This is a genomic window from Curtobacterium sp. MCLR17_007 (assembly GCF_003234655.2).
In the GTDB taxonomy this organism is placed as follows: Bacteria; Actinomycetota; Actinomycetes; order Actinomycetales; family Microbacteriaceae; genus Curtobacterium.
The window spans coordinates 1,630,131-1,647,449 of record NZ_CP126271.1 but is presented as its reverse complement, the minus strand read 5'-3'; the positions used below and the strand labels follow the sequence as shown (position 1 = coordinate 1,647,449).

Annotated in this window: 21 protein-coding genes; 16 read left to right on the top strand and 5 right to left on the bottom strand. The window is 68.2% G+C overall.

What is annotated here, in order from left to right:
* The first annotated feature begins 14 nt into the window (after positions 1 to 14).
* Positions 15 to 701, top strand: coding sequence for a DsbA family protein (locus DEJ13_RS07810; protein WP_258374217.1), 687 nt, complete (start codon positions 15 to 17; stop codon positions 699 to 701).
* Positions 701 to 1,339: a TlpA family protein disulfide reductase gene (locus DEJ13_RS07805; RefSeq protein WP_055950167.1), complete on the top strand. Its 639-nt coding sequence runs from the start codon at positions 701 to 703 to the stop codon at positions 1,337 to 1,339. Before DEJ13_RS07810 ends, DEJ13_RS07805 begins: the two co-directional genes overlap by 1 nt.
* A gap of 108 nt (positions 1,340 to 1,447) precedes the next feature.
* Here DEJ13_RS07805 and DEJ13_RS07800 read toward each other — a convergent pair whose 3' ends face one another.
* The 3 genes from DEJ13_RS07800 to DEJ13_RS07790 form a co-directional block, all read right to left on the bottom strand.
* A complete protein-coding gene (locus tag DEJ13_RS07800; RefSeq protein ID WP_146245334.1) occupies positions 1,448 to 2,143 on the bottom strand; it encodes a hypothetical protein in 696 nt (231 codons plus the stop codon).
* 125 nt (positions 2,144 to 2,268) lie between these two features.
* Positions 2,269 to 3,126 (bottom strand): DUF305 domain-containing protein, encoded by an 858-nt coding sequence (locus DEJ13_RS07795; protein ID WP_111108200.1) that lies wholly within the window; start codon positions 3,124 to 3,126, stop codon positions 2,269 to 2,271.
* A gap of 112 nt (positions 3,127 to 3,238) precedes the next feature.
* Positions 3,239 to 3,703, bottom strand: a complete 465-nt coding sequence (locus DEJ13_RS07790; RefSeq protein WP_055950158.1) for a hypothetical protein — start codon at positions 3,701 to 3,703, stop codon at positions 3,239 to 3,241.
* Positions 3,704 to 3,900: 197 nt separating this feature from the next.
* Here DEJ13_RS07790 and DEJ13_RS07785 point away from each other — a divergent pair, with 197 nt between their 5' ends.
* Entirely contained in the window at positions 3,901 to 4,386 is a 486-nt protein-coding gene (locus DEJ13_RS07785) for a DUF4396 domain-containing protein (protein ID WP_220037622.1), read from the top strand.
* Between the two features lie 27 nt (positions 4,387 to 4,413).
* Here the strand turns inward: DEJ13_RS07785 and DEJ13_RS07780 are convergent, their stop codons facing one another.
* Entirely contained in the window at positions 4,414 to 4,767 is a 354-nt protein-coding gene (locus DEJ13_RS07780; RefSeq protein WP_111022529.1) for an ArsR/SmtB family transcription factor, read from the bottom strand.
* 116 nt (positions 4,768 to 4,883) lie between these two features.
* Here DEJ13_RS07780 and DEJ13_RS07775 point away from each other — a divergent pair, with 116 nt between their 5' ends.
* From DEJ13_RS07775 to eno, 13 genes are all read left to right on the top strand, one after another.
* On the top strand, positions 4,884 to 6,287 hold the full coding sequence (locus tag DEJ13_RS07775) for an FAD-dependent oxidoreductase (RefSeq protein ID WP_111108201.1): 1,404 nt from the start codon (positions 4,884 to 4,886) through the stop codon (positions 6,285 to 6,287).
* A 5-nt stretch (positions 6,288 to 6,292) separates the two neighbouring features.
* Complete coding sequence (locus DEJ13_RS07770; RefSeq protein ID WP_055950241.1) at positions 6,293 to 7,696, top strand: arsenic transporter; 1,404 nt, start codon at positions 6,293 to 6,295, stop codon at positions 7,694 to 7,696.
* A 20-nt stretch (positions 7,697 to 7,716) separates the two neighbouring features.
* Positions 7,717 to 8,133 (top strand): arsenate reductase ArsC, encoded by a 417-nt coding sequence (locus DEJ13_RS07765; protein ID WP_055950150.1) that lies wholly within the window; start codon positions 7,717 to 7,719, stop codon positions 8,131 to 8,133.
* Positions 8,134 to 8,150: 17 nt separating this feature from the next.
* The gene (locus DEJ13_RS07760) at positions 8,151 to 9,584 is read left to right on the top strand and encodes an FAD-dependent oxidoreductase (RefSeq protein WP_111108202.1); all 1,434 of its coding nucleotides are present in this window, start codon (positions 8,151 to 8,153) and stop codon (positions 9,582 to 9,584) included.
* Positions 9,585 to 9,597: 13 nt separating this feature from the next.
* Positions 9,598 to 9,993: an arsenate-mycothiol transferase ArsC gene (locus DEJ13_RS07755; RefSeq protein WP_055950142.1), complete on the top strand. Its 396-nt coding sequence runs from the start codon at positions 9,598 to 9,600 to the stop codon at positions 9,991 to 9,993.
* 84 nt (positions 9,994 to 10,077) lie between these two features.
* Positions 10,078 to 11,253, top strand: coding sequence for an MFS transporter (locus DEJ13_RS07750; protein WP_258374219.1), 1,176 nt, complete (start codon positions 10,078 to 10,080; stop codon positions 11,251 to 11,253).
* A 420-nt stretch (positions 11,254 to 11,673) separates the two neighbouring features.
* Complete coding sequence (locus DEJ13_RS07745) at positions 11,674 to 11,901, top strand: hypothetical protein (RefSeq protein WP_055950134.1); 228 nt, start codon at positions 11,674 to 11,676, stop codon at positions 11,899 to 11,901.
* A gap of 324 nt (positions 11,902 to 12,225) precedes the next feature.
* Positions 12,226 to 12,732: a universal stress protein gene (locus DEJ13_RS07740; protein WP_055950132.1), complete on the top strand. Its 507-nt coding sequence runs from the start codon at positions 12,226 to 12,228 to the stop codon at positions 12,730 to 12,732.
* Positions 12,717 to 13,472, top strand: coding sequence for a 2,3-bisphosphoglycerate-dependent phosphoglycerate mutase (locus tag DEJ13_RS07735; protein ID WP_082473850.1), 756 nt, complete (start codon positions 12,717 to 12,719; stop codon positions 13,470 to 13,472). The genes DEJ13_RS07740 and DEJ13_RS07735 overlap by 16 nt, the downstream gene beginning before the upstream one ends.
* Entirely contained in the window at positions 13,469 to 13,972 is a 504-nt protein-coding gene (locus DEJ13_RS07730) for a fluoride efflux transporter FluC (protein WP_228504370.1), read from the top strand. Before DEJ13_RS07735 ends, DEJ13_RS07730 begins: the two co-directional genes overlap by 4 nt.
* Positions 13,969 to 14,340 carry a fluoride efflux transporter FluC gene (locus DEJ13_RS07725; RefSeq protein WP_055950129.1) on the top strand — a complete coding sequence of 124 codons (372 nt, stop codon included), beginning with the start codon at positions 13,969 to 13,971 and terminating at the stop codon, positions 14,338 to 14,340. The genes DEJ13_RS07730 and DEJ13_RS07725 overlap by 4 nt, the downstream gene beginning before the upstream one ends.
* Positions 14,337 to 14,852 carry an inorganic diphosphatase gene (locus tag DEJ13_RS07720; protein ID WP_435081088.1) on the top strand — a complete coding sequence of 172 codons (516 nt, stop codon included), beginning with the start codon at positions 14,337 to 14,339 and terminating at the stop codon, positions 14,850 to 14,852. Before DEJ13_RS07725 ends, DEJ13_RS07720 begins: the two co-directional genes overlap by 4 nt.
* Positions 14,853 to 15,006: 154 nt before the next feature.
* Entirely contained in the window at positions 15,007 to 16,341 is a 1,335-nt protein-coding gene (gene eno, locus DEJ13_RS07715; protein WP_082473849.1) for a phosphopyruvate hydratase, read from the top strand.
* On the opposite strand, the gene DEJ13_RS07710 is transcribed toward eno, so the two are convergent.
* Complete coding sequence (locus tag DEJ13_RS07710; protein WP_055950124.1) at positions 16,326 to 17,252, bottom strand: LysR family transcriptional regulator; 927 nt, start codon at positions 17,250 to 17,252, stop codon at positions 16,326 to 16,328. The genes eno and DEJ13_RS07710 overlap by 16 nt on opposite strands.
* Positions 17,253 to 17,319 lie beyond the last annotated feature (67 nt).

The window sequence follows — 17,319 nt, the reverse complement described above, 5'->3', positions numbered from 1 at the left end:
CCTAGGAGCCCGCCATGACACGTAGTGCCCGTATCGGTATGACCTCCGGCATCATCGCCGGCCTCGTCGTCCTCATCGTCGTGATCGCCGTCATCATCCGCGTCAGCACACCCAACGCCGCCACCCCGACCGCCGGGGACACGACCACGGCGCCTGCCGCGCCGCTCGTCCGTGACGACACTCACATCCTCGGAACGCCCGGCACCAGCGGCGTCACCGTCGTCGAGTTCCTGGACTTCGAATGCGAAGCGTGCGGCGCGTTCTACCCCTACGTCGAACAGCTCCGGAAGGACTACGCCGGCGAAGTGACCTTCGCGTTCCGCTACTTCCCTCTCCCGGGCCATGGCAACGCCCGCAACGCCGCCAACGCGGTCGAAGCCGCTGCCCGGCAAGACCGGCTCGAACCCATGTATCAGCGCATGTTCACCACACAAGCCGAGTGGGGTGAACGTGGAACCGACTCCCAAGCCGACCGGTTCCGCGGGTACGCCGAAGACCTCCGCCTCGACCTGGACCAGTACGACCGCGACGTCGCCAGCAAGAGCGTCCGCGACCGCATTCAACGAGATGTCACTGACGGTGCCGCCCGCGGGCTGCAGAGCACCCCTTCGTTCTTTGTTGACGGCGAGCTCGTGCAACTCAGCACCTACGACGACCTCGAACAAGCCCTCACCACTGCGCTCGAGCGGCAGGATGGCTGATGGCGAATCGCATCGGACAGGCGCACCGTCCCCGCTCGAACCGCTACCGGGGCACGCTGGCCAGCGCAGCCGCTCTCCTGGTCGCGCTGGCCGTCACGGGCTGTTCGGACAGCAGCAACGACGGCCTTTCTGGACAGTACAAGTCCGGCACAACCCAGAACTACGTCTCCGGCGACGGCGCTGTCACCCAGGTACCGCCCGCCGGCCGGACCGACCCCATCAGCTTCGATGCGACCGCCAGCGACGGCACCCGCTTCAACTCCGACGCTCTTGCCGGCACCGTCGTCGTCATCAACTTCTGGTACGCCAGCTGCCCACCATGCCGCGCCGAAGCGAAGCACCTCAACGCCGTCAACGAACGTTTCCAAAACCAAGACGTGCAGTTCATTGGCGTCAACGTCCGCGACCAGCGCTCCACCGCGGAAGCTTTCGAACGGCGCTTCAAGGTCAGCTATCCGTCCATCATTGATGCGAACGAGGGCCGGATGCAGCTCGCGCTCTCCGGGCAGGTGGCACCCAACGCCGTTCCCACCACCATCGTCCTCGACACGAAGGGCCGCGTCGCCGCCCGAATACTCGGAGCCATCGACGGTGTTGGAACGCTCTCTGCGCTCGTCCGCGACGAACTTCGTGACTGACCTCCGCTTCGACGGCAAGGAGCCGAACAACTGCGCTCACACTGACGGACGTTTGCGGCGAAGTTCTCCCGTCTTGGTAGCCGACCGCCTACCAAGACGAGAGGGGCCTTACTCTGCAGCAGCCCAGTCGAAGGGGGCCGGCGCAGTTGGAGTCGCTCCGTCAGTGGTTATGACGATCGCAATGTCGTCCCGGTCCTCGAGTCGGAGCTTCGGAAGCGGGGTCGACGTCTGCTCATTATTCACGAACACTCTAACCACGGTGCCGTCCCGTCCGTTGACGTAGCCACCCACCTGACGGTCCTCGAGCGCAACGCCCCATTCGGTGAAGAGCTGCCCGAGGACGAAGGACTCAGCCTTTGCTGATTCCACGTGGATGATGCCCGCAGTGTCATGCGTGTGGAGCGCAGACATCCCTCCGCTTTGCGTGTCAACGCCGATGTTTGCTGGCACGGTCACGGGCACACCGTCGATGGTGATGGAAAGATGCTGGTGCGTGTGGAGTGCTGTGCCTTCCATGCCGGCCACCTCCAACCCGGCGGCACGTGCTCGAGCAGACGGATCTGTTGGCGCAGCCCACGGTGGTGCGGTCGTGACCTCCTTCCCTGTCACCTGGTTTGCGCGCGACGCATCAGCGTGATTCTGCCCGGCGATGGCGAACCCGCCGATCGTTGCGCCGACGGCAAGCGTCACAGTGATGGCCGCGCCGAGCAGCACCCGCCGACGGCGCTGATCGCTTCGCTGGTTTGCGGCGCGATCCGCTGCCTTCTGCCGCGCGCTCTCGCGGCGCTCGCTCTTGGATGCCATCAGCTGGCCGTCCGCTCGTCAGCCTCGGGGCGGCGTGTCATTGAGTCGGTCACGTTCGACTCCATTCTCATTGGTGATTTGCTCTGTTTTCGTAGTCGCCGCGTGGCTCAAGGACTGACAGGCGGTCAGGGGGAAACCCGGCGTCTGATGGATCGACGGGGTTGCTGCCGCCGGGCATGACTTGGCGGTGCAGGAGTGCTCGGCCGAAGCCGACTGGGTTGACGGCGAAGGTCCGCCCGGACGGGGTGAGCGTCTAGGGTCGGTGCGGGGCATGCACATTCTCCACAAAGGGGCTCGATCGCAGTCGCGTGAGAGAAGAAGGTGGGATCGGTCGCGGGCCGCGGCAGTGAGGGAGGCACCGCCGCGACCCGCGCCGGTCTCACATCGACGCGATGTATGTCCTTCATCTGGGTGATCTGCTCGGTCTGGCTCGACACGATCGACTTCGCCAGGGCGACCGCGCCGGTGTTTTTGCCCTTGTCGATTTCGGCTCCCGCCATGTCGACGGCGCTGGTGTGGTGCTCGACCATCTGCTCGAGGTAGAGCTTTCCCGCGTCCGCAGCGGACGCCTTGTCGAGGGCCTCCATGTCGGGGTCGGACATCATGCCGCCCGACGTCGCGGAGTGATCCATCCCGGACATGGTCGAGGTATCGGTGGGTTCACCCCAGGTCTTCAGCCAGCCGGTCATGGTCTTGATCTCCGGCGTCTGCTCGGCCTTAATATGCTTGGCGAGGGTGACGACGTCGGCGTCAACGTCGGAGCCCTTCTCCAGGAGCATGTCGCTCATCTCGATCGCCTGCTGGTGGTGCGCGCGCATCTCCTGCGTGAACATCACGTCCTGGTCGTTGCGCTTCGACGCCGCCGATGTCGACGACGAGGACGAGTTGTCGGAAGATCCGGTGCTGTTGGTCGAGCAGCCGGCGAGGGTGAGGCCGATGGTGAATGCGGAGGCGACCACGAGGGCACGCGTGGTGGTGTGCATGAGAAGTTTCCGTTCCCGTGGATGCGTCAGGTGATCCGGGCAGGCGTGTGCCTACCCGGGGTTTCCGGGCATGCGGGAGCCTCCCGAGGTGGGTGTATCCCGCGGGAAGGAATCAGATGCGAATGACCTGCAACGCCGTCAATGACGGCGGTTTCGCTGTCGCGACGCGGCGCGCCACCCGGTCAACCAGCGCGAGTAGCCGCGCCAGGACGTAGAGGACCCCGCCGTTCCGGGCGCGCAGCAGCGCCCACGCGAACAGGGCGATTGTCAGCGCGCACGCCATCCCCATCAGCGAACACATCAGCGAACACAGCCCGCCGTCACACCCGGCGTCGCTCAACCCCGTCATCACGGTGCCTGCCGGTACAGCGGCGTGCTCAGCGTGGCCGGTGGGAGCGCTGTGGCCGTGCTCCGCACTCATGGCGCTCGACGCCGTGGTCATCGCGTGCTCGGAGCCGGTGGTGTGGCCGAGCATGCTGTGCATCAGCACCGTGAATCCGATCAACAGCAGCAACGCCAACGTCGCCATGACCTGCAGCAGCAGGCGACGACGCGGAGCATTGGCGGTGAGGAACATGCGGCTTTCGTGAGTCCGACGGGTCAGGGGTGCGGAATCCATGGTGCGGCAGCAGCTCAAGCGGAAGCAACCGGCGGAGCGGATTCACGGCCACACGGATCAGCTTGGGAACACATCACAGGAATCGGCGTTAGACGTCTAGGGTACCCCCTGGGGGTACCAGAACGAGACGTTGACAGCGACCGACGAGGAGCACCATGAACGCGCACGAGGACCACAAGATGGCCGAACAAAAGGGCAGTCACGGGGCGACGACCTGGTCGATGGCTGCGCAAGCGACGCTGCACTGCCTCACCGGGTGCGCGATCGGCGAAGTGCTCGGCATGGTCATCGGCACCGCCACCGGCCTGCACAACACCGGGACGATCATCCTGTCGATCGTGCTCGCGTTCATCTTCGGCTACGCCCTCACGATGGGCGGCGTCATCCGATCCGGACTGACGTTCTCCGCCGCGTTCAAAGTCGCTCTCGCCGCCGACACCGTGTCGATCGCCATCATGGAGATCATCGACAACACAGTCATCGTCGCTGTCCCCGGCGCCATGGACGCGCAGCTAAGCGACTGGCTGTTCTGGAGCTCCCTCGCGTTCTCGCTCCTGGTTGCATTCATCGTCACCACCCCCGTCAATCGATGGATGATCAGCCGCGGGCGCGGTCACGCCGTCGTTCACGGCCACCACTGAGGAGATCCGCGGCTACGCGGGTTCGGCCTACTTTGCCGGCACGGTGATGAGGCCGGCGAGGGTGTCGAGGGCGCCGGGGACGAGGGAGAAGTACGCCCACGTGCCACGCTTCTCGCGGTGCAGGATTCCGGCGTCGACGAGCACCTTGAGGTGGTGCGAGACGGTCGGCTGCGACAGGCCAAGCGGTTCCTGCAGGTCGCACACGCACGCCTCGGCGCCGTCGTGCGCGGCGACCATCGAGATCAGCCGGAGCCGCGCCGGGTCCGCGATCGCCTTGAGCGACTTCGCGAGGACCTCTGCGGACGCCTGATCCATCGCCTCCGTCGTCACGGGCGAGCAGCACGCGGTGACGTCCTGGATGGGAAGCAGCTCGATCGTCATGGGCTCATCCTCCCACGCACTTCGACACGCGTCTATATTTGCATTCATCGATATTGACGTGCTTCGATGTACGCGCCGGGTTTCGGCTCCCGCTCGATCCGTGAAGGACCAGCCTGATGACTCATCTCCTCGCCGTCGGTGGCAGCGACGCCGGCATTGCCGCGGCGCTCCGTGCCCGTGAACTCGACCCGACCACCGATGTGACGGTGGTGCTCGCGGACGAGTTCCCGAACTTCTCCATCTGCGGCATCCCGTACTGGGTGTCCGGTGACGTCGCCACGGAAGCGTCCCTCGCGCACCGCACCCGTGCTGACCTTGAAGCCGCTGGCATGGCGGTCCGCTCCTCGACCTGGGCCTCGGCCGTCGACGTCGACCGCCGCTTTCTGACCGTCACCGGTCCCGCCGGCGAGGAGGAGATCTCATACGACGAGCTGCTGATCGCGACCGGTGCTGAGCCGGTGCGCCCCGCGGGGGTGCCGTTCGGGGAGCAGCGCATCCATCTGCTGCACTCGATGACCGACGCCGAGCAGGTCGTCGACGCCCTCGAGCTCTTGCCCGCGGGCAGCCGCGTCGCGGTCGTCGGCGCCGGCTACATCGGCCTGGAGATGACCGAGGGCCTCGTCGCGCGCGGGTTCGACACGACGCTCATCCAGCGCAGCGCGGAAGTGCTCTCCACCCTCGACTCGGAGCTCGGGTCTCTCGTGACCGCCGAGGTGCGCCGCCACGGCGCGACGGTCCTCACCGGTGCCACCGTCACGGGCATCACCCCGGGCGGCAATGGGCAGTGGCGTGTCGCCACCAGCTCCACCTCCGGTGACGCGGAGGGCACGTTCGCGCTCGTCGTGGTCTGTGTCGGGGTCCGTCCCGTCACGGACCTCGCGGTCGCCGCGGGTGCGCGGCTGGGGCAGGGCGGAGCGATTGTCGTCGACGCCAGCATGCGGACCGGGGTGCCGCACGTGTGGGCGGCCGGCGACTGCGTCGTGACGCACCACCGCCTCCTCGGCACCACGTGGTTGCCGCTCGGGACGACAGCGCACAAGCAGGGTCGCGTCGCTGCGGAAAACATGCTCGGCGGCTCGAAGACGTTCGCCGGTTCGGTGGGGACGCAGGTGGTGAAGGTGTTCGACCTCGTCGCCGCCCGCACCGGCCTCCGCCAGCACGAGACCGGCCATCTGGACGTGTCGCCGCTGACGCGGGTGACGGTCGCGGATGACCACAAGCGGTACTACCCGGGCGCCGTCCCGCTGACGATCAGCGTCACCGGCGACCAGGCCACCGGTCGGCTTCTCGGTGCGCAGATCGTCGGTCAGCGCACCGCGGAGATCAGCAAGCGCATCGACACGTTCGCCACCGCCCTCCACGCGGAACTCACCGTGGACGACGTCATCGATCTTGACCTCAGCTACACGCCGCCGCTCGGGTCCCCGTGGGACGCCGTGCAGGTCGCCGCGCAGGGCTGGGAACGCGCCGCCGCCGCAGCGAACCAGGCCACAGTGAACCAGGCCGGGGCGACCGCCTGATGGTGATGGCTGTGGTCGCTGCGGCGATCTTCGTCGCGACGCTCGTGGTGGTGATCTGGCAACCCAAGGGGTTCCCGATCGGCTACACCGCGCTCATCGGCGCTGTCATCGCCCTCGCCACCACCGTCGTCGGCCTCTCCGACGTCCCGACCGTGGTCGGGATCGTGTGGAACGCGACGCTGACCTTCGTCGCGGTGGTGCTGATCTCGTTGATCCTCGACGAGGCCGGGTTCTTCGAGTGGGCAGCCCTCCACGTCGCCCGCTGGGGCCGCGGCAACGGACGGCTGCTGTTCGTCCTGATCGTGGGCCTCGGCGCGGTCATCGCGGCGGTGTTCGCCAACGACGGGGCCGCGCTGATCCTCACCCCGATCGTCGTCGGGATGCTCCGAGCGTTGAACATGCCGCAGAAAGCGGCGCTCGGGTTCATCCTCGCCACCGGGTTCATCGCCGACACCGGCAGTCTGCCGCTGGTGGTGTCGAACCTGGTCAACATCGTCTCCGCCGACTACTTCCACCTCGGCTTCGCCGAGTACGCCGCCGTCATGATCCCCGTCGGCATCGTCTCCGTCCTGGCCTCCCTCGGCATGCTGCTGCTGTACTTCGGCAGGAGCATCCCGAAGCGGTACGACGTCCTCGCCCTCACCAGCCCCGCCGCCGCGATCACGGACCGTGCGACGTTCCGCGCTGGCTGGGTCGTCCTCGCGCTGCTGCTGGTCGGCTACTTCGCCGCCGACCCACTCGGCGTCCCCCTCGCGGCCGTCGCCGGCGTCGGAGCCGTCATCATCGTCCTCGTCGCCGCCCGGCAGCCCGCGTTCCTCTTCGCCCGCACTGCGGCTGCGCCGGTCCTCGTCACCACCGGCGGTACTGCCACCGTCAGCGTCGGCGGTAGCGGTGCCGGACCGAGCACGCCGTCGGGGCGGGTGATTCCGGTGTGGAAGACGATCCGGGAGGCGCCGTGGCAGATCGTGCTGTTCTCCATCGGCATGTACCTCGTCGTCTACGGCCTCCAGAACCAGGGCCTCACCGACCACCTCGCGACGCTGTTCGACGTGTTCGGCGACCACGGGGTCCTCGTCACCGCGCTCGGCGTCGGGTTCACCATCGCGATCCTCGCGTCCCTGATGAACAACATGCCCACCGTCCTCATCGCCGCCCTCGCCATCGGCGGCGCCGGCGCGACCGGGCTCACGCACGAGGTGATGGTCTACGCCAACGTCATCGGCTCCGACCTCGGCCCGAAGATCACCCCCATCGGCTCCCTCGCAACGCTGCTGTGGTTGCACGTGCTGGAGAAGAAGGGCATCCACATCGGGTGGGGTCAGTACTTCCGCACCGGCATCGTCCTCACCATCCCCGTCCTCGCCATCACCCTCGCCGCCCTCGCCGGCTGGCTCACCCTCATCCACTGAACCCGAAAAGACACACACCCATGAGCGACAAGCCCACGATCCTGTTCGTCTGCGTCCACAACGCCGGACGCTCCCAGATGGCCGCCGGCTACGCCCAGGCCCTCGGCGGCGACCGCGTCGAGGTCCTCTCCGCCGGCTCCGAGCCGAAGGACCAGATCAACCCCATCGCCATCCAGGCGATGGCCGAAGACGGCATCGACATCGCCGGCAACCAGCCGAAGATCCTCACCACCGACGCCGTCCGCGACTCCGACGCCGTCATCACCATGGGCTGCGGTGACGCGTGCCCGATCTTCCCCGGGAAGCGGTACGAGGACTGGGACCTCACCGACCCCGCCGGCCGCGGCATCGAGGACGTTCGCCCCATCCGGGACGACATCAAGCACCGCGTCCAGACGCTCCTCGCCGAGCTGCTGCCCGCCGAAGCAACCGCCTAACCGACAGGACCAGGATCATGACGCTCACCCTCACCGTCCCACCCCGGGCCGACGCGGACCGCCTCACCGGACTCCCCGTCGCGATCATCGGTGCCGGCCCCGTCGGCCTCGCCGCCGCCGCGCACCTCCTCGAGCGCGGCCTCCCCGTCGTAATTTACGAAGCGGGAACGGCGGTTGGGACCAGCGTCCGCGCGTGGGGACACACCCGCCTGTTCTCCCCGTGGCAGTACGTCATCGACCCCGCCGCCCAGCGGCTCCTCGAACCCACCGGCTGGGAAGCACCCCGGGCATCATCCCTGCCCACCGGCCACGACCTCGTCGACACGTACCTGGCCCCCCTGGCAGCGACCCCGCAGCTCGCACCGGTGATCCAGTACGGCACCCGCGTGGAGGCGGTGTCACGGCAGGGCATGGACCGCACCCGCTCTACCGGCCGCGCCGACACCCCGTTCCTGCTCCGCCTCCACACCGACGACGGTGCGCACGATGTCACTGCGCGTGCGGTCGTCGACACCTCGGGCACCTACACGTCCCCGAACCCGCTCACTGCCGCTGGGCTCGCACCCGCCGCGGACCTCGGCGACCGGGTGGTCCACGCGCTGCCTGACGTCCTCGGCGCCGACCGTGCCAAGTTGGCGGGGAAGCGGGTCCTCGTCGTCGGTGCCGGACACTCCGCGGCGAACACCCTCATCAAACTCGCCAGCCTCGCCAAGACGGCCCCGGGTACCGACGTGCTGTGGGCTGTCCGAAACGCCGGCACCGCCCGGCTCGGCGCCGACGCAGCTGACGGGCTCGCGGCCCGGGGTCAGCTCGGGTCCACCGTCCACGGGCTCGTCGAGTCCGGTCGCGTGCAGCAGATCGCGTCGCTCGAGATCGACGACGTCCGACCCGACGGCGACCAGGTCACCGTCACCGGCCGCCGCGCCGGAGCGCCGTTCGCGGTGACGGTCGACGTGATCGTGAACGCGACCGGGTTCCGACCCGACCTCGACATGCTCCGCGAGATCCGCCTCGGCCTCGACGACATCGTCGAAGCACCCCGAGCCCTCGCACCGCTGATCGACCCGAACCTGCACTCCTGCGGCTCCGTACCCCCACACGGAGTCGCCGAGCTCGCGCACCCGGAACCGAACTTCTTCATCGCCGGCATGAAGTCCTACGGCCGAGCCCCCACCTTCCTGCTCCTCACCGGGTACGAGCAAGTCCGCTCCATCGCCGCTGAGCTCGCTGGCGACCACGCCGCCGCGCGCCTGGTCGAGCTCGTCCTCCCCGAGACCGGTGTCTGCTCCACGGATCTCGGTGGATCCTCCTGCTGCACCACCCCAAGCAGCGCCGAGAGCCCGACCACCGCTGCCCCGAGCCTGGACATGACAGCTCCGGAAGTGGCGTCGTGCTGCGCAGCCCCCGAGTCCACCCCAACCACTGACAGCAGCTCATGCTGCGCCAACTGACGGGAACGCCCACATGACGACCAAGCCGACCGTCCTGTTCATCTGCAAGCACAACGCCGGCCGCTCCCAACTCGGCGCAGCACTCCTCGAACTCGCCGCACCCGAGCGGTATACAGCCACCTCCGCCGGCGTCACGCCGGCCGAGGCAGTGAACCCCTCGATCGCCGCGACCGTCGGGGAACTCGGCCTCGACATCACCGACCGGACACCCCGGAAGGTCACCGCGGAACTCATCAAGGCAGCCGACATCGTCGTGCTAATGAAGCCCGGCCTGGAACTGCCAGCCACGCCGCGAGGCACGGTCCTAGAATGGTCCTTCCCCGACCCGTCCTCCTGGTCGCCCGAGGACGTCCGCCCTCTGCGCGACGCCGTCGCGGACCGCATCCAGCACGAGCTCCTCAAGCAGTGACGACGGCACAGGTCGGAGCTGAACCACCCAGCGCACTCCGTGGCTGACCAGCCCCGGCACCCGTTTCTGCTGATCGGCTTGTCCGTGTCGCAGGTGATCTCCTGGGGAACCCTGTACTACGCCCTCCCCGCCACCAGTACCGCGATCGCGCGGGACACCGGATGGTCCGTGGTCCTCATCACCACGGCGTTCTCCGCCGGGTTGATCCTCTCCGCCGCCGCGGGGATCCCGGTCGGGCGGCTCCTGGACCGGGCGGGACCGCGCCTGGCGATGACGGTCGGGACAGTCGCCGGCGCAGTCGGCCTCGTGGCGGTCGCCGTCGCACCCTCGTTCCCGCTGTTCATCTCCGCATGGTGCGTCGTCGGTCTCGGCCAGTCCGCGACCCTGTACCAGGCCGCGTTCACGGTCATCAACACCACGTTCGGCGCCCGCCGTGGTACTGCTCTGACCGTTGTGACTCTCGCCGCCGGGCTCGCCTCGACGATCTTCGCGCCCATCGCCGTCGCCCTCACGCACGCCCTCGGATGGCGTGGAAGCTTCCTAATCCTCGCCGGCATCCTGCTCGTCACCGTGGCCCCGATCCACGCCACCCTCCTCCCACGTCGGTGGCCACACATCGACGGCGTACCTGAGGCAGGCGCGCGCGCTGATCCGTTCAGAGTCCGCCGGATCGCACGATCGAGACCGTTCCTGCTCCTGCAGGTCGGCGTCACCGGCCTCGCGCTCGCGCTGTACGCCCTCACCATCAATCTCGTGCCCCTCCTGACCAGCGCAGGACTTGCCGCCGCGGCCGCTGCGACCGCCTTCGGCCTCGTCGGCGTCGGACAGGTCGCCGGCCGCGCGTTCTTCGCGTTCGGACGCGGCACCACGACCGTCCCAGCTGTCACCGCGGTTGCGGCGGTCGCGGTGATCGCGCTGGCCGGCTTCGCCGCAGGGGCCGGCGCTCTCCCCGCGGCCATCGGCTTAGCCGTCCTCGCCGGCGCAGCCCGCGGCTCCCTCACGTTGATCCAGGCATCAGTCGTGGTCGACCGGTGGGGCACAGCGAACACCGGACACCTCACCGGGATCTTCGCCGCCCCCGTGACCATCGCCACCGCGATCGCACCAGCAGTCGGCGCCGCCCTCCTCCACGCGACCGACGCCACGACCACCGCGCTGCTCTGCGCAGCGGTGGCAGCGATCGGCGGCGGTGCGCTGCTCCTCGGAACAACCACCCACCGAGATCCGCGGGTCGCAACCCGACATCGAACGCACCAATAACGACGACACCGAACGAAGCCGCCCCAGCGGAGCCCACTCGTCGGCGGCTGAACAAGGCCAACTGGCTCTAATCCGCATGCTTGCAGGTATGTCCCGAAACGAGCTATGCTGTGGCACACGTCATTAGTGCGCGCAAAAAGCCAGTCCATCGGACTGGCTTTCTTCATGTCCAGCCCGAACCGTAGGCTGGAACCGCTCGAGACGACTCTGCCTTCAGCGCAGCACCCGAGCACCACAAACAGGCCGGTCCCGTTAGGGCCGGCCTTTTCCATGCCCTCAACGCCGGAGCACGCAGCAGGCCACTCGCTCCGCGCATAGGGGTACTACGCGCCCACCGGGCGCTCGCGTCGGCTCCCGGCGCTCTAGACCCCCGCCCACGACGGGCGGGCTGGCCATACGGCCAAACCCGAAGGAGGCAACATGCCCATCACCGACACCACGGTGGACATGCTGACGGCCTTCGGCGGCACCATCCTGACCGGCGTCATCACGGTCGTCCTCTCCGTGCTCGGCTTCCTCCTGCGCAAGCAGGTCGTGGAGCTGGTCAAGCACATCGTGGACGTCGTCGACGACCGCACGCTGGCCAAGGACCCCGAGCGGGCACACATCGTCGCAGAACTGCGACGAGCCCGTCTCGGAAAGAAGTAGCCGCCGAAAAAACGCCAACCCTCATTCGGGAAGGAGAGCTCTGCCCTCCGGCATATCGATAGGGGTACCCCATACGAGAATCGTCTCACTTCCCTGCCGTTTCCATAGTTGTGGGCAGCTTCGCTCCGTGTCGTCGGAATCGCTTCCTTCGGTGTCGGGACGTCGCGGGTGCGCGAGACGGCCCGCGTGACTTGGGGTTCGGGTGCATACTGGTGGTGTCTTCGGACCCGGTAGTGGGGCTTGCCGGACCCAACCTCGACAGTTGTCGACAACAGTCCCTATCTCAGCTGGTCGCGCTTCTGCGCGCCTGAGGTAGGGAGTGTCATGACAGCACCAATCGGTACCGGACCGGTCGTCGTCGGCGTCCTGCCCGGCCTCGCTCCGGGGGTCATCGAGGTTGCGTCGTCCATCGCGCGCCGCTTCGGTACGACGCTGGTGTGCGTCAGCGTGGATGCATCGCTCATCGATGCCGGTACGCGCTCGGACGGGTCGGTGATGGTGGAACCGATCGACCCTGACACCGCTGACGCGACACCGCAGGGCTTGTCGGACAGTGACGAGGCGGCAGTACGTGCTGCCGCAACGACCTACGGCGTCGACGTCACGTTCGTCCCGGGTGTCGGGGATCCGAGCCGGGCACTGTCGCAGGTGGCCGAAGACCGCGACGCGGCGATGCTGGTCGTCGGGGCCAGGACGGGAGCGGGTCGAATCGCGGAGTTCTTCACGGGGTCGGTCGCGGCACGGCTGACCCATCAGCAGCACCGTTCAGTGCTCGTAGTGCCCGTTGATCCGGTCGGGTTCGATGCCCCACTGCCATGGGACACCCCGTGACCGGCCAGCTTGTTCTGCTCCGCCACGGACAGAGCACTGCGAACGCTGCCGGCACCTTCACCGGCTTGCGAGACGTCGCGCTGACCGAACAGGGCACCGCCGAAGCGAATCGGGCTGGGTTGCTACTTCTGCATGCGGGCATCCGACCGGACCTCGTGCTCACGTCGACGCTCGAGCGGGCGCTCCATACGGCGGAGCTCGTCACCGACGTCCTCGGACGTGATGCGCCGATCGAGTCGACGTGGCGGTTGAACGAGCGGAACTACGGCGCCCTCACCGGCATGTCCAAGCAGAATGCGCAAGCGGCGTTGGGGGCGGAGCAGTTCTTCGCTGTTCGCCGGACCCGCACGGGTCGGCCGCCACGCATGTCGATCCGCGCGTGGCTGGCGCTCCGGCGGACGACGGCGCTTCGTGGACTGCCGTGGGCGGCAGTTCGTCGAACCGAGACACTCTCCGACGTCATCCGCCGGGTCCAACCCGTCCTGTCGGACCGCATCACCCCGGCACTCCGCGACGGGCAGACAGTGCTCGTCGTCGCGCACGGCAACTCACTGCGGGCACTGTGTGCCTGCATGGACGGCCTGACTGACGGTGAGCTCGCGGACCTGAACCTCCCCACGGGCGAACCCCTGATCTACCGGTTCGACGGCGACGGCGGGTTCTGTCCGCGGGGTGGGAAGTACCTGCACCCGGCAGCACGAGCAGCAGCGGCAGCGGTCGCTGCGGAAGGTGGAACATGACCTCCCGAACGGACACGGACCTGCCCGATGGGCAGCTCCCGCCCGACCCGGACATCGACGCCAACGACCCGGAACGTATCGCCCGGCCAGTGCATCTGCGGTGGCGGTACCTCGGTGTCGTCGCACTCGGCGGCGCCATCGGTACCGCCGCACGCGACGGACTCAGCACCGCGTTCCCCGCTCAGCACGGAGTGTCCTGGGCGATCTTCTGGATCAACATCGCCGGCGCGCTCCTACTCGGTGTGCTGCTGGAACACCTCGCGCATCGCGGACCTGACGAGGGTCGCCGCCGGACACTGCGCCTGCTTCTGGGGACTGGTGTCCTCGGCGGGTTCACCACCTACAGCACCCTCGCGACCAGCACCGCGGTGTTATTCCTCGACGGCCGAGGGTTGGCCGGCACCGGGTACGGGCTCCTGACGGTCCTCGCCGGCGCGATCGCCACCGGTGGCGGCCTCGCGATCGCGGGCTTGGTCCGACCGAACGGAGCCACATCATGAGCGCCCTGGCCTTCCTCAGCGTCGCTGTCGCTGGCGGTGTCGGCGCGGCCGCACGGTTCTTCCTGGATGGTGCGATCAACCGGGGTCGGCAGTTCCGGCTCCCGGTCGGGACGCTGACGATCAACATCACCGGCTCGTTCCTGCTGGGCTTGATCACCGGCGCCGCCGGTCACCTCGGCGCTACCCCCGTCGCGGTGCTCGGAACAGGGCTCATGGGTGGCTACACCACGTTCAGCACCGCCAGCTTCGAGACCGTCCGCCTCGCACGCACCGGCCGCACCACCGCGGCTGCCGTGAACGGGCTTGGGATGCTCGTCGTCTCCGTCGCCGCAGCCGCCGGGGGCGTCACCCTCGGCACCCTCACTTGACCATCCGACTCGGAGAAGAACAGCTCATGCACTTCGACATCACGATCGAGATCCCCCGCGGCAGCGGCAACAAGTACGAGGTCGACCACACCACCGGACGGATCCGCCTGGACCGGGCGGTGTTCACCAGCATGGTGTTCCCGCAGGACTACGGCTCGATCGACGACACTCTCGGCGATGACGGCGACCCCCTCGACGCGCTCGTGCTGCTGCCCCGGCCCACGTTCCCCGGCGTCGTCATCGACGTCCGCCCGGTCGGGATGCTCCGCATGGTCGACGAGAACGGCGGCGATGACAAGATCCTCACCGTCCCCGCCGGAGACGTCCGCTTCGACCACGTCCAGGACATCACCGACGTCGCCGAGCCGGTCCTGGTGGAAATCGAGCACTTCTTCGCCCACTACAAGGAGATCGAGCACGGCAAGCACGTCACCACCAACGGGTGGGCGAACCGTGTCGACGCCGAAGCCATCATCCGCGCCGCACAGGAACGGTTCACCCCGCACCCCTGACCGGCACCCGCGCACCCGCGCACCCGCGCACCATCCAGTGCGCGCCCTGAACCGCCGCGGGGAGGCAACTGGCGCCCAGTGATCGCCAGGAGGTCGTCCCTCCGCCTCCCCGCGGCCCACACCCGCACGACGAACCCGAAAGGCGACAACCGCCATGAACGACTACATCAGCAACGTCCACCACACCACCCACCATCAGGGCGAGTACGTGACCCACACCAGCCGCCCCGTCACCATCAGCAGCCTGCACGGCTCCCGGATCCTCGACTCCCGCGGCTACCCAACGATCCAGGTGCATCTCGAGCTCGAGGACGGCACCGTCGTCACCGGCGACGCCCCCGCAGGCGCATCCACTGGCGCGCATGAGGCTGTCGAGCTTCGCGACGGCGGCAGCAGCTACGGCGGCCGCGACGTGAGCCAGGCACTGCACCTCATCACGGCGGACGTCGCACCGATGATCACCGGCCAGTCGTGGACCTCAATCGGGCAGGTCGACGCCGCCCTCGCTGCCCTCGACAGCACCCCGAATTACCGCCGGCTCGGCGCGAACAGTGTCGTCGCGACCTCGATCGCGATGGCACGCGCTCTCGCCGCCGCAGCGGAGCTGCCGCTCTGGCGTTGGATCGCAGACGTCACCGGCAGCACGCCTCGCTTGCCCGTCCCGCACTTCAACGTCCTCAACGGCGGAGCGCACGCAGCGAACGCGCTCGACTTCCAGGAGTTCATGATCGCCCCGGTGAACGCCGACACCATGACCGACGCGGTTCGGATCGGGTCAGACGTCTACCACGCACTGGCGGCACTGGTCCGGGAACGGTTCGGCAGTCTCGGTCTCGGCGACGAAGGTGGCTTCGCGCCATCGATCGCCGCGCCCGAGGAGGCCCTCGACCTCCTCGTCGCCGCGATCAGTGCCGCTGGCTACGAGCCCGGCGTCGACACCGTCGCGATCGCACTCGACCCGGCGGCGAACGAGTTCGCGCTCGGTGACGGTAGCTACCGGGTCGTGGACCGCCGGCTCGACCGCGCAGGCATGGTCGACTACTACCGCGACCTCATCAGCCGGTATCCGATCCGGAGCATCGAAGACGGCTTCTCCGAAGATGACCACGGCGGCTGGAAGGCGATGTCGTCCGCGCTCGGCGGCATGCTCCAGATCGTCGGCGATGATCTCTACGTCACCGATCCGCAGCGCATCCGCGACGGCGGGAAGGACGGGCTCTCGAATGCAGCGCTCATCAAGCCGAACCAGATCGGCACCGTCTCCCAGACCCTCGACGCGATCGGCGTCGCACGCTCGCTCGGGATGCGGAGCATGGTGTCGCACCGGTCCGGGGAAACCACCGACACGTTCATCGCGGACCTCGTCGTCGGCAGCGGAACCGGACAGATCAAGTCCGGCGCCCCCGCCCGCGGAGAACGCGTCGCGAAGTACAACCGGCTCACCGAGATCGCGGAGAACAATCCGGAGCTGCCCTACGGGCTGCGCTGACCCCGACCGGCCACCTCGTGGGCGACGCGCAGGAAAGCAGAACCAGCTGGCTGGGGCTCTCCCGACCAGATCGCCCGCAACGGCCGGGCAAGTGGCGGCCCGGCGAGCGGGACCCGCACCAGCGACCCGTCGTTGATGTCGGCGGCGACCGTGCGAAGGCTCATCACCGCCGGTGCGATTCCGGCCTGTGCGTTCGCCCGGATGATGCTCGTGGTCTCCAGCACCGCGGCCGGAACCGACATGCTCAAACCGGCCTCCCTGAGCCATGCGGCGAGGGTCGCGCGAGTCCCGGAACCTTCTTCCCGCAGGAGCAGAGCCGTCGCCGCCAGGACCTCCGCAGTGATCCCGGTCGACCGAGCCCAGGGATGGTCCGGCGCAACGACGACCGCGAGCTCATCGTCCGCGATCACCTGCGCGGACACACCTGCCGCCACCACCGGGGTCTCCGTGAACCCGAGGTCCGCGCCACCCGACTGCACGAGATCCGCCACCGCGGCGGAGTTGCCCGCGATCAGACGCACCCGCACGTCGGGTTCACGGCGGCGGAATTCGAGCAGCCAGCCCGGCAGCAGCAGCTCCGCGATGGTCTGTGACGCCGCGACGACGAGCGAACCCGTCGGAGCCCGCAGCACAGCCACTCCTGCCTCGAGGTGGCGAGACGCGTCGAGGACCGGTCCGGCCAGCCCGACGACGAGCCGGCCGGTCTCGGTCAGCACCGACCCCGTGGTCGAGCGGTGCACCAACAAGTGACCGACCATGCGCTCGGCGACCCGGATCCGAGCAGACACTGCCTGTTGCGTGACGCCGAGCGCTCCAGCGGCAGCGGAGAGCGAGCCGGTCTCGGCGACGCGTGCGAGCACGTCGAGTGTGTCGAGGTCGAGCGTTCGGTCCGTGAGTCGCCGTAGTGTCACAATCAACGATTGTGCCCCGCCAAGAGGTTCCCGGTACCGCCAGAGGCAGGATTCGCGCAGGCTTGGC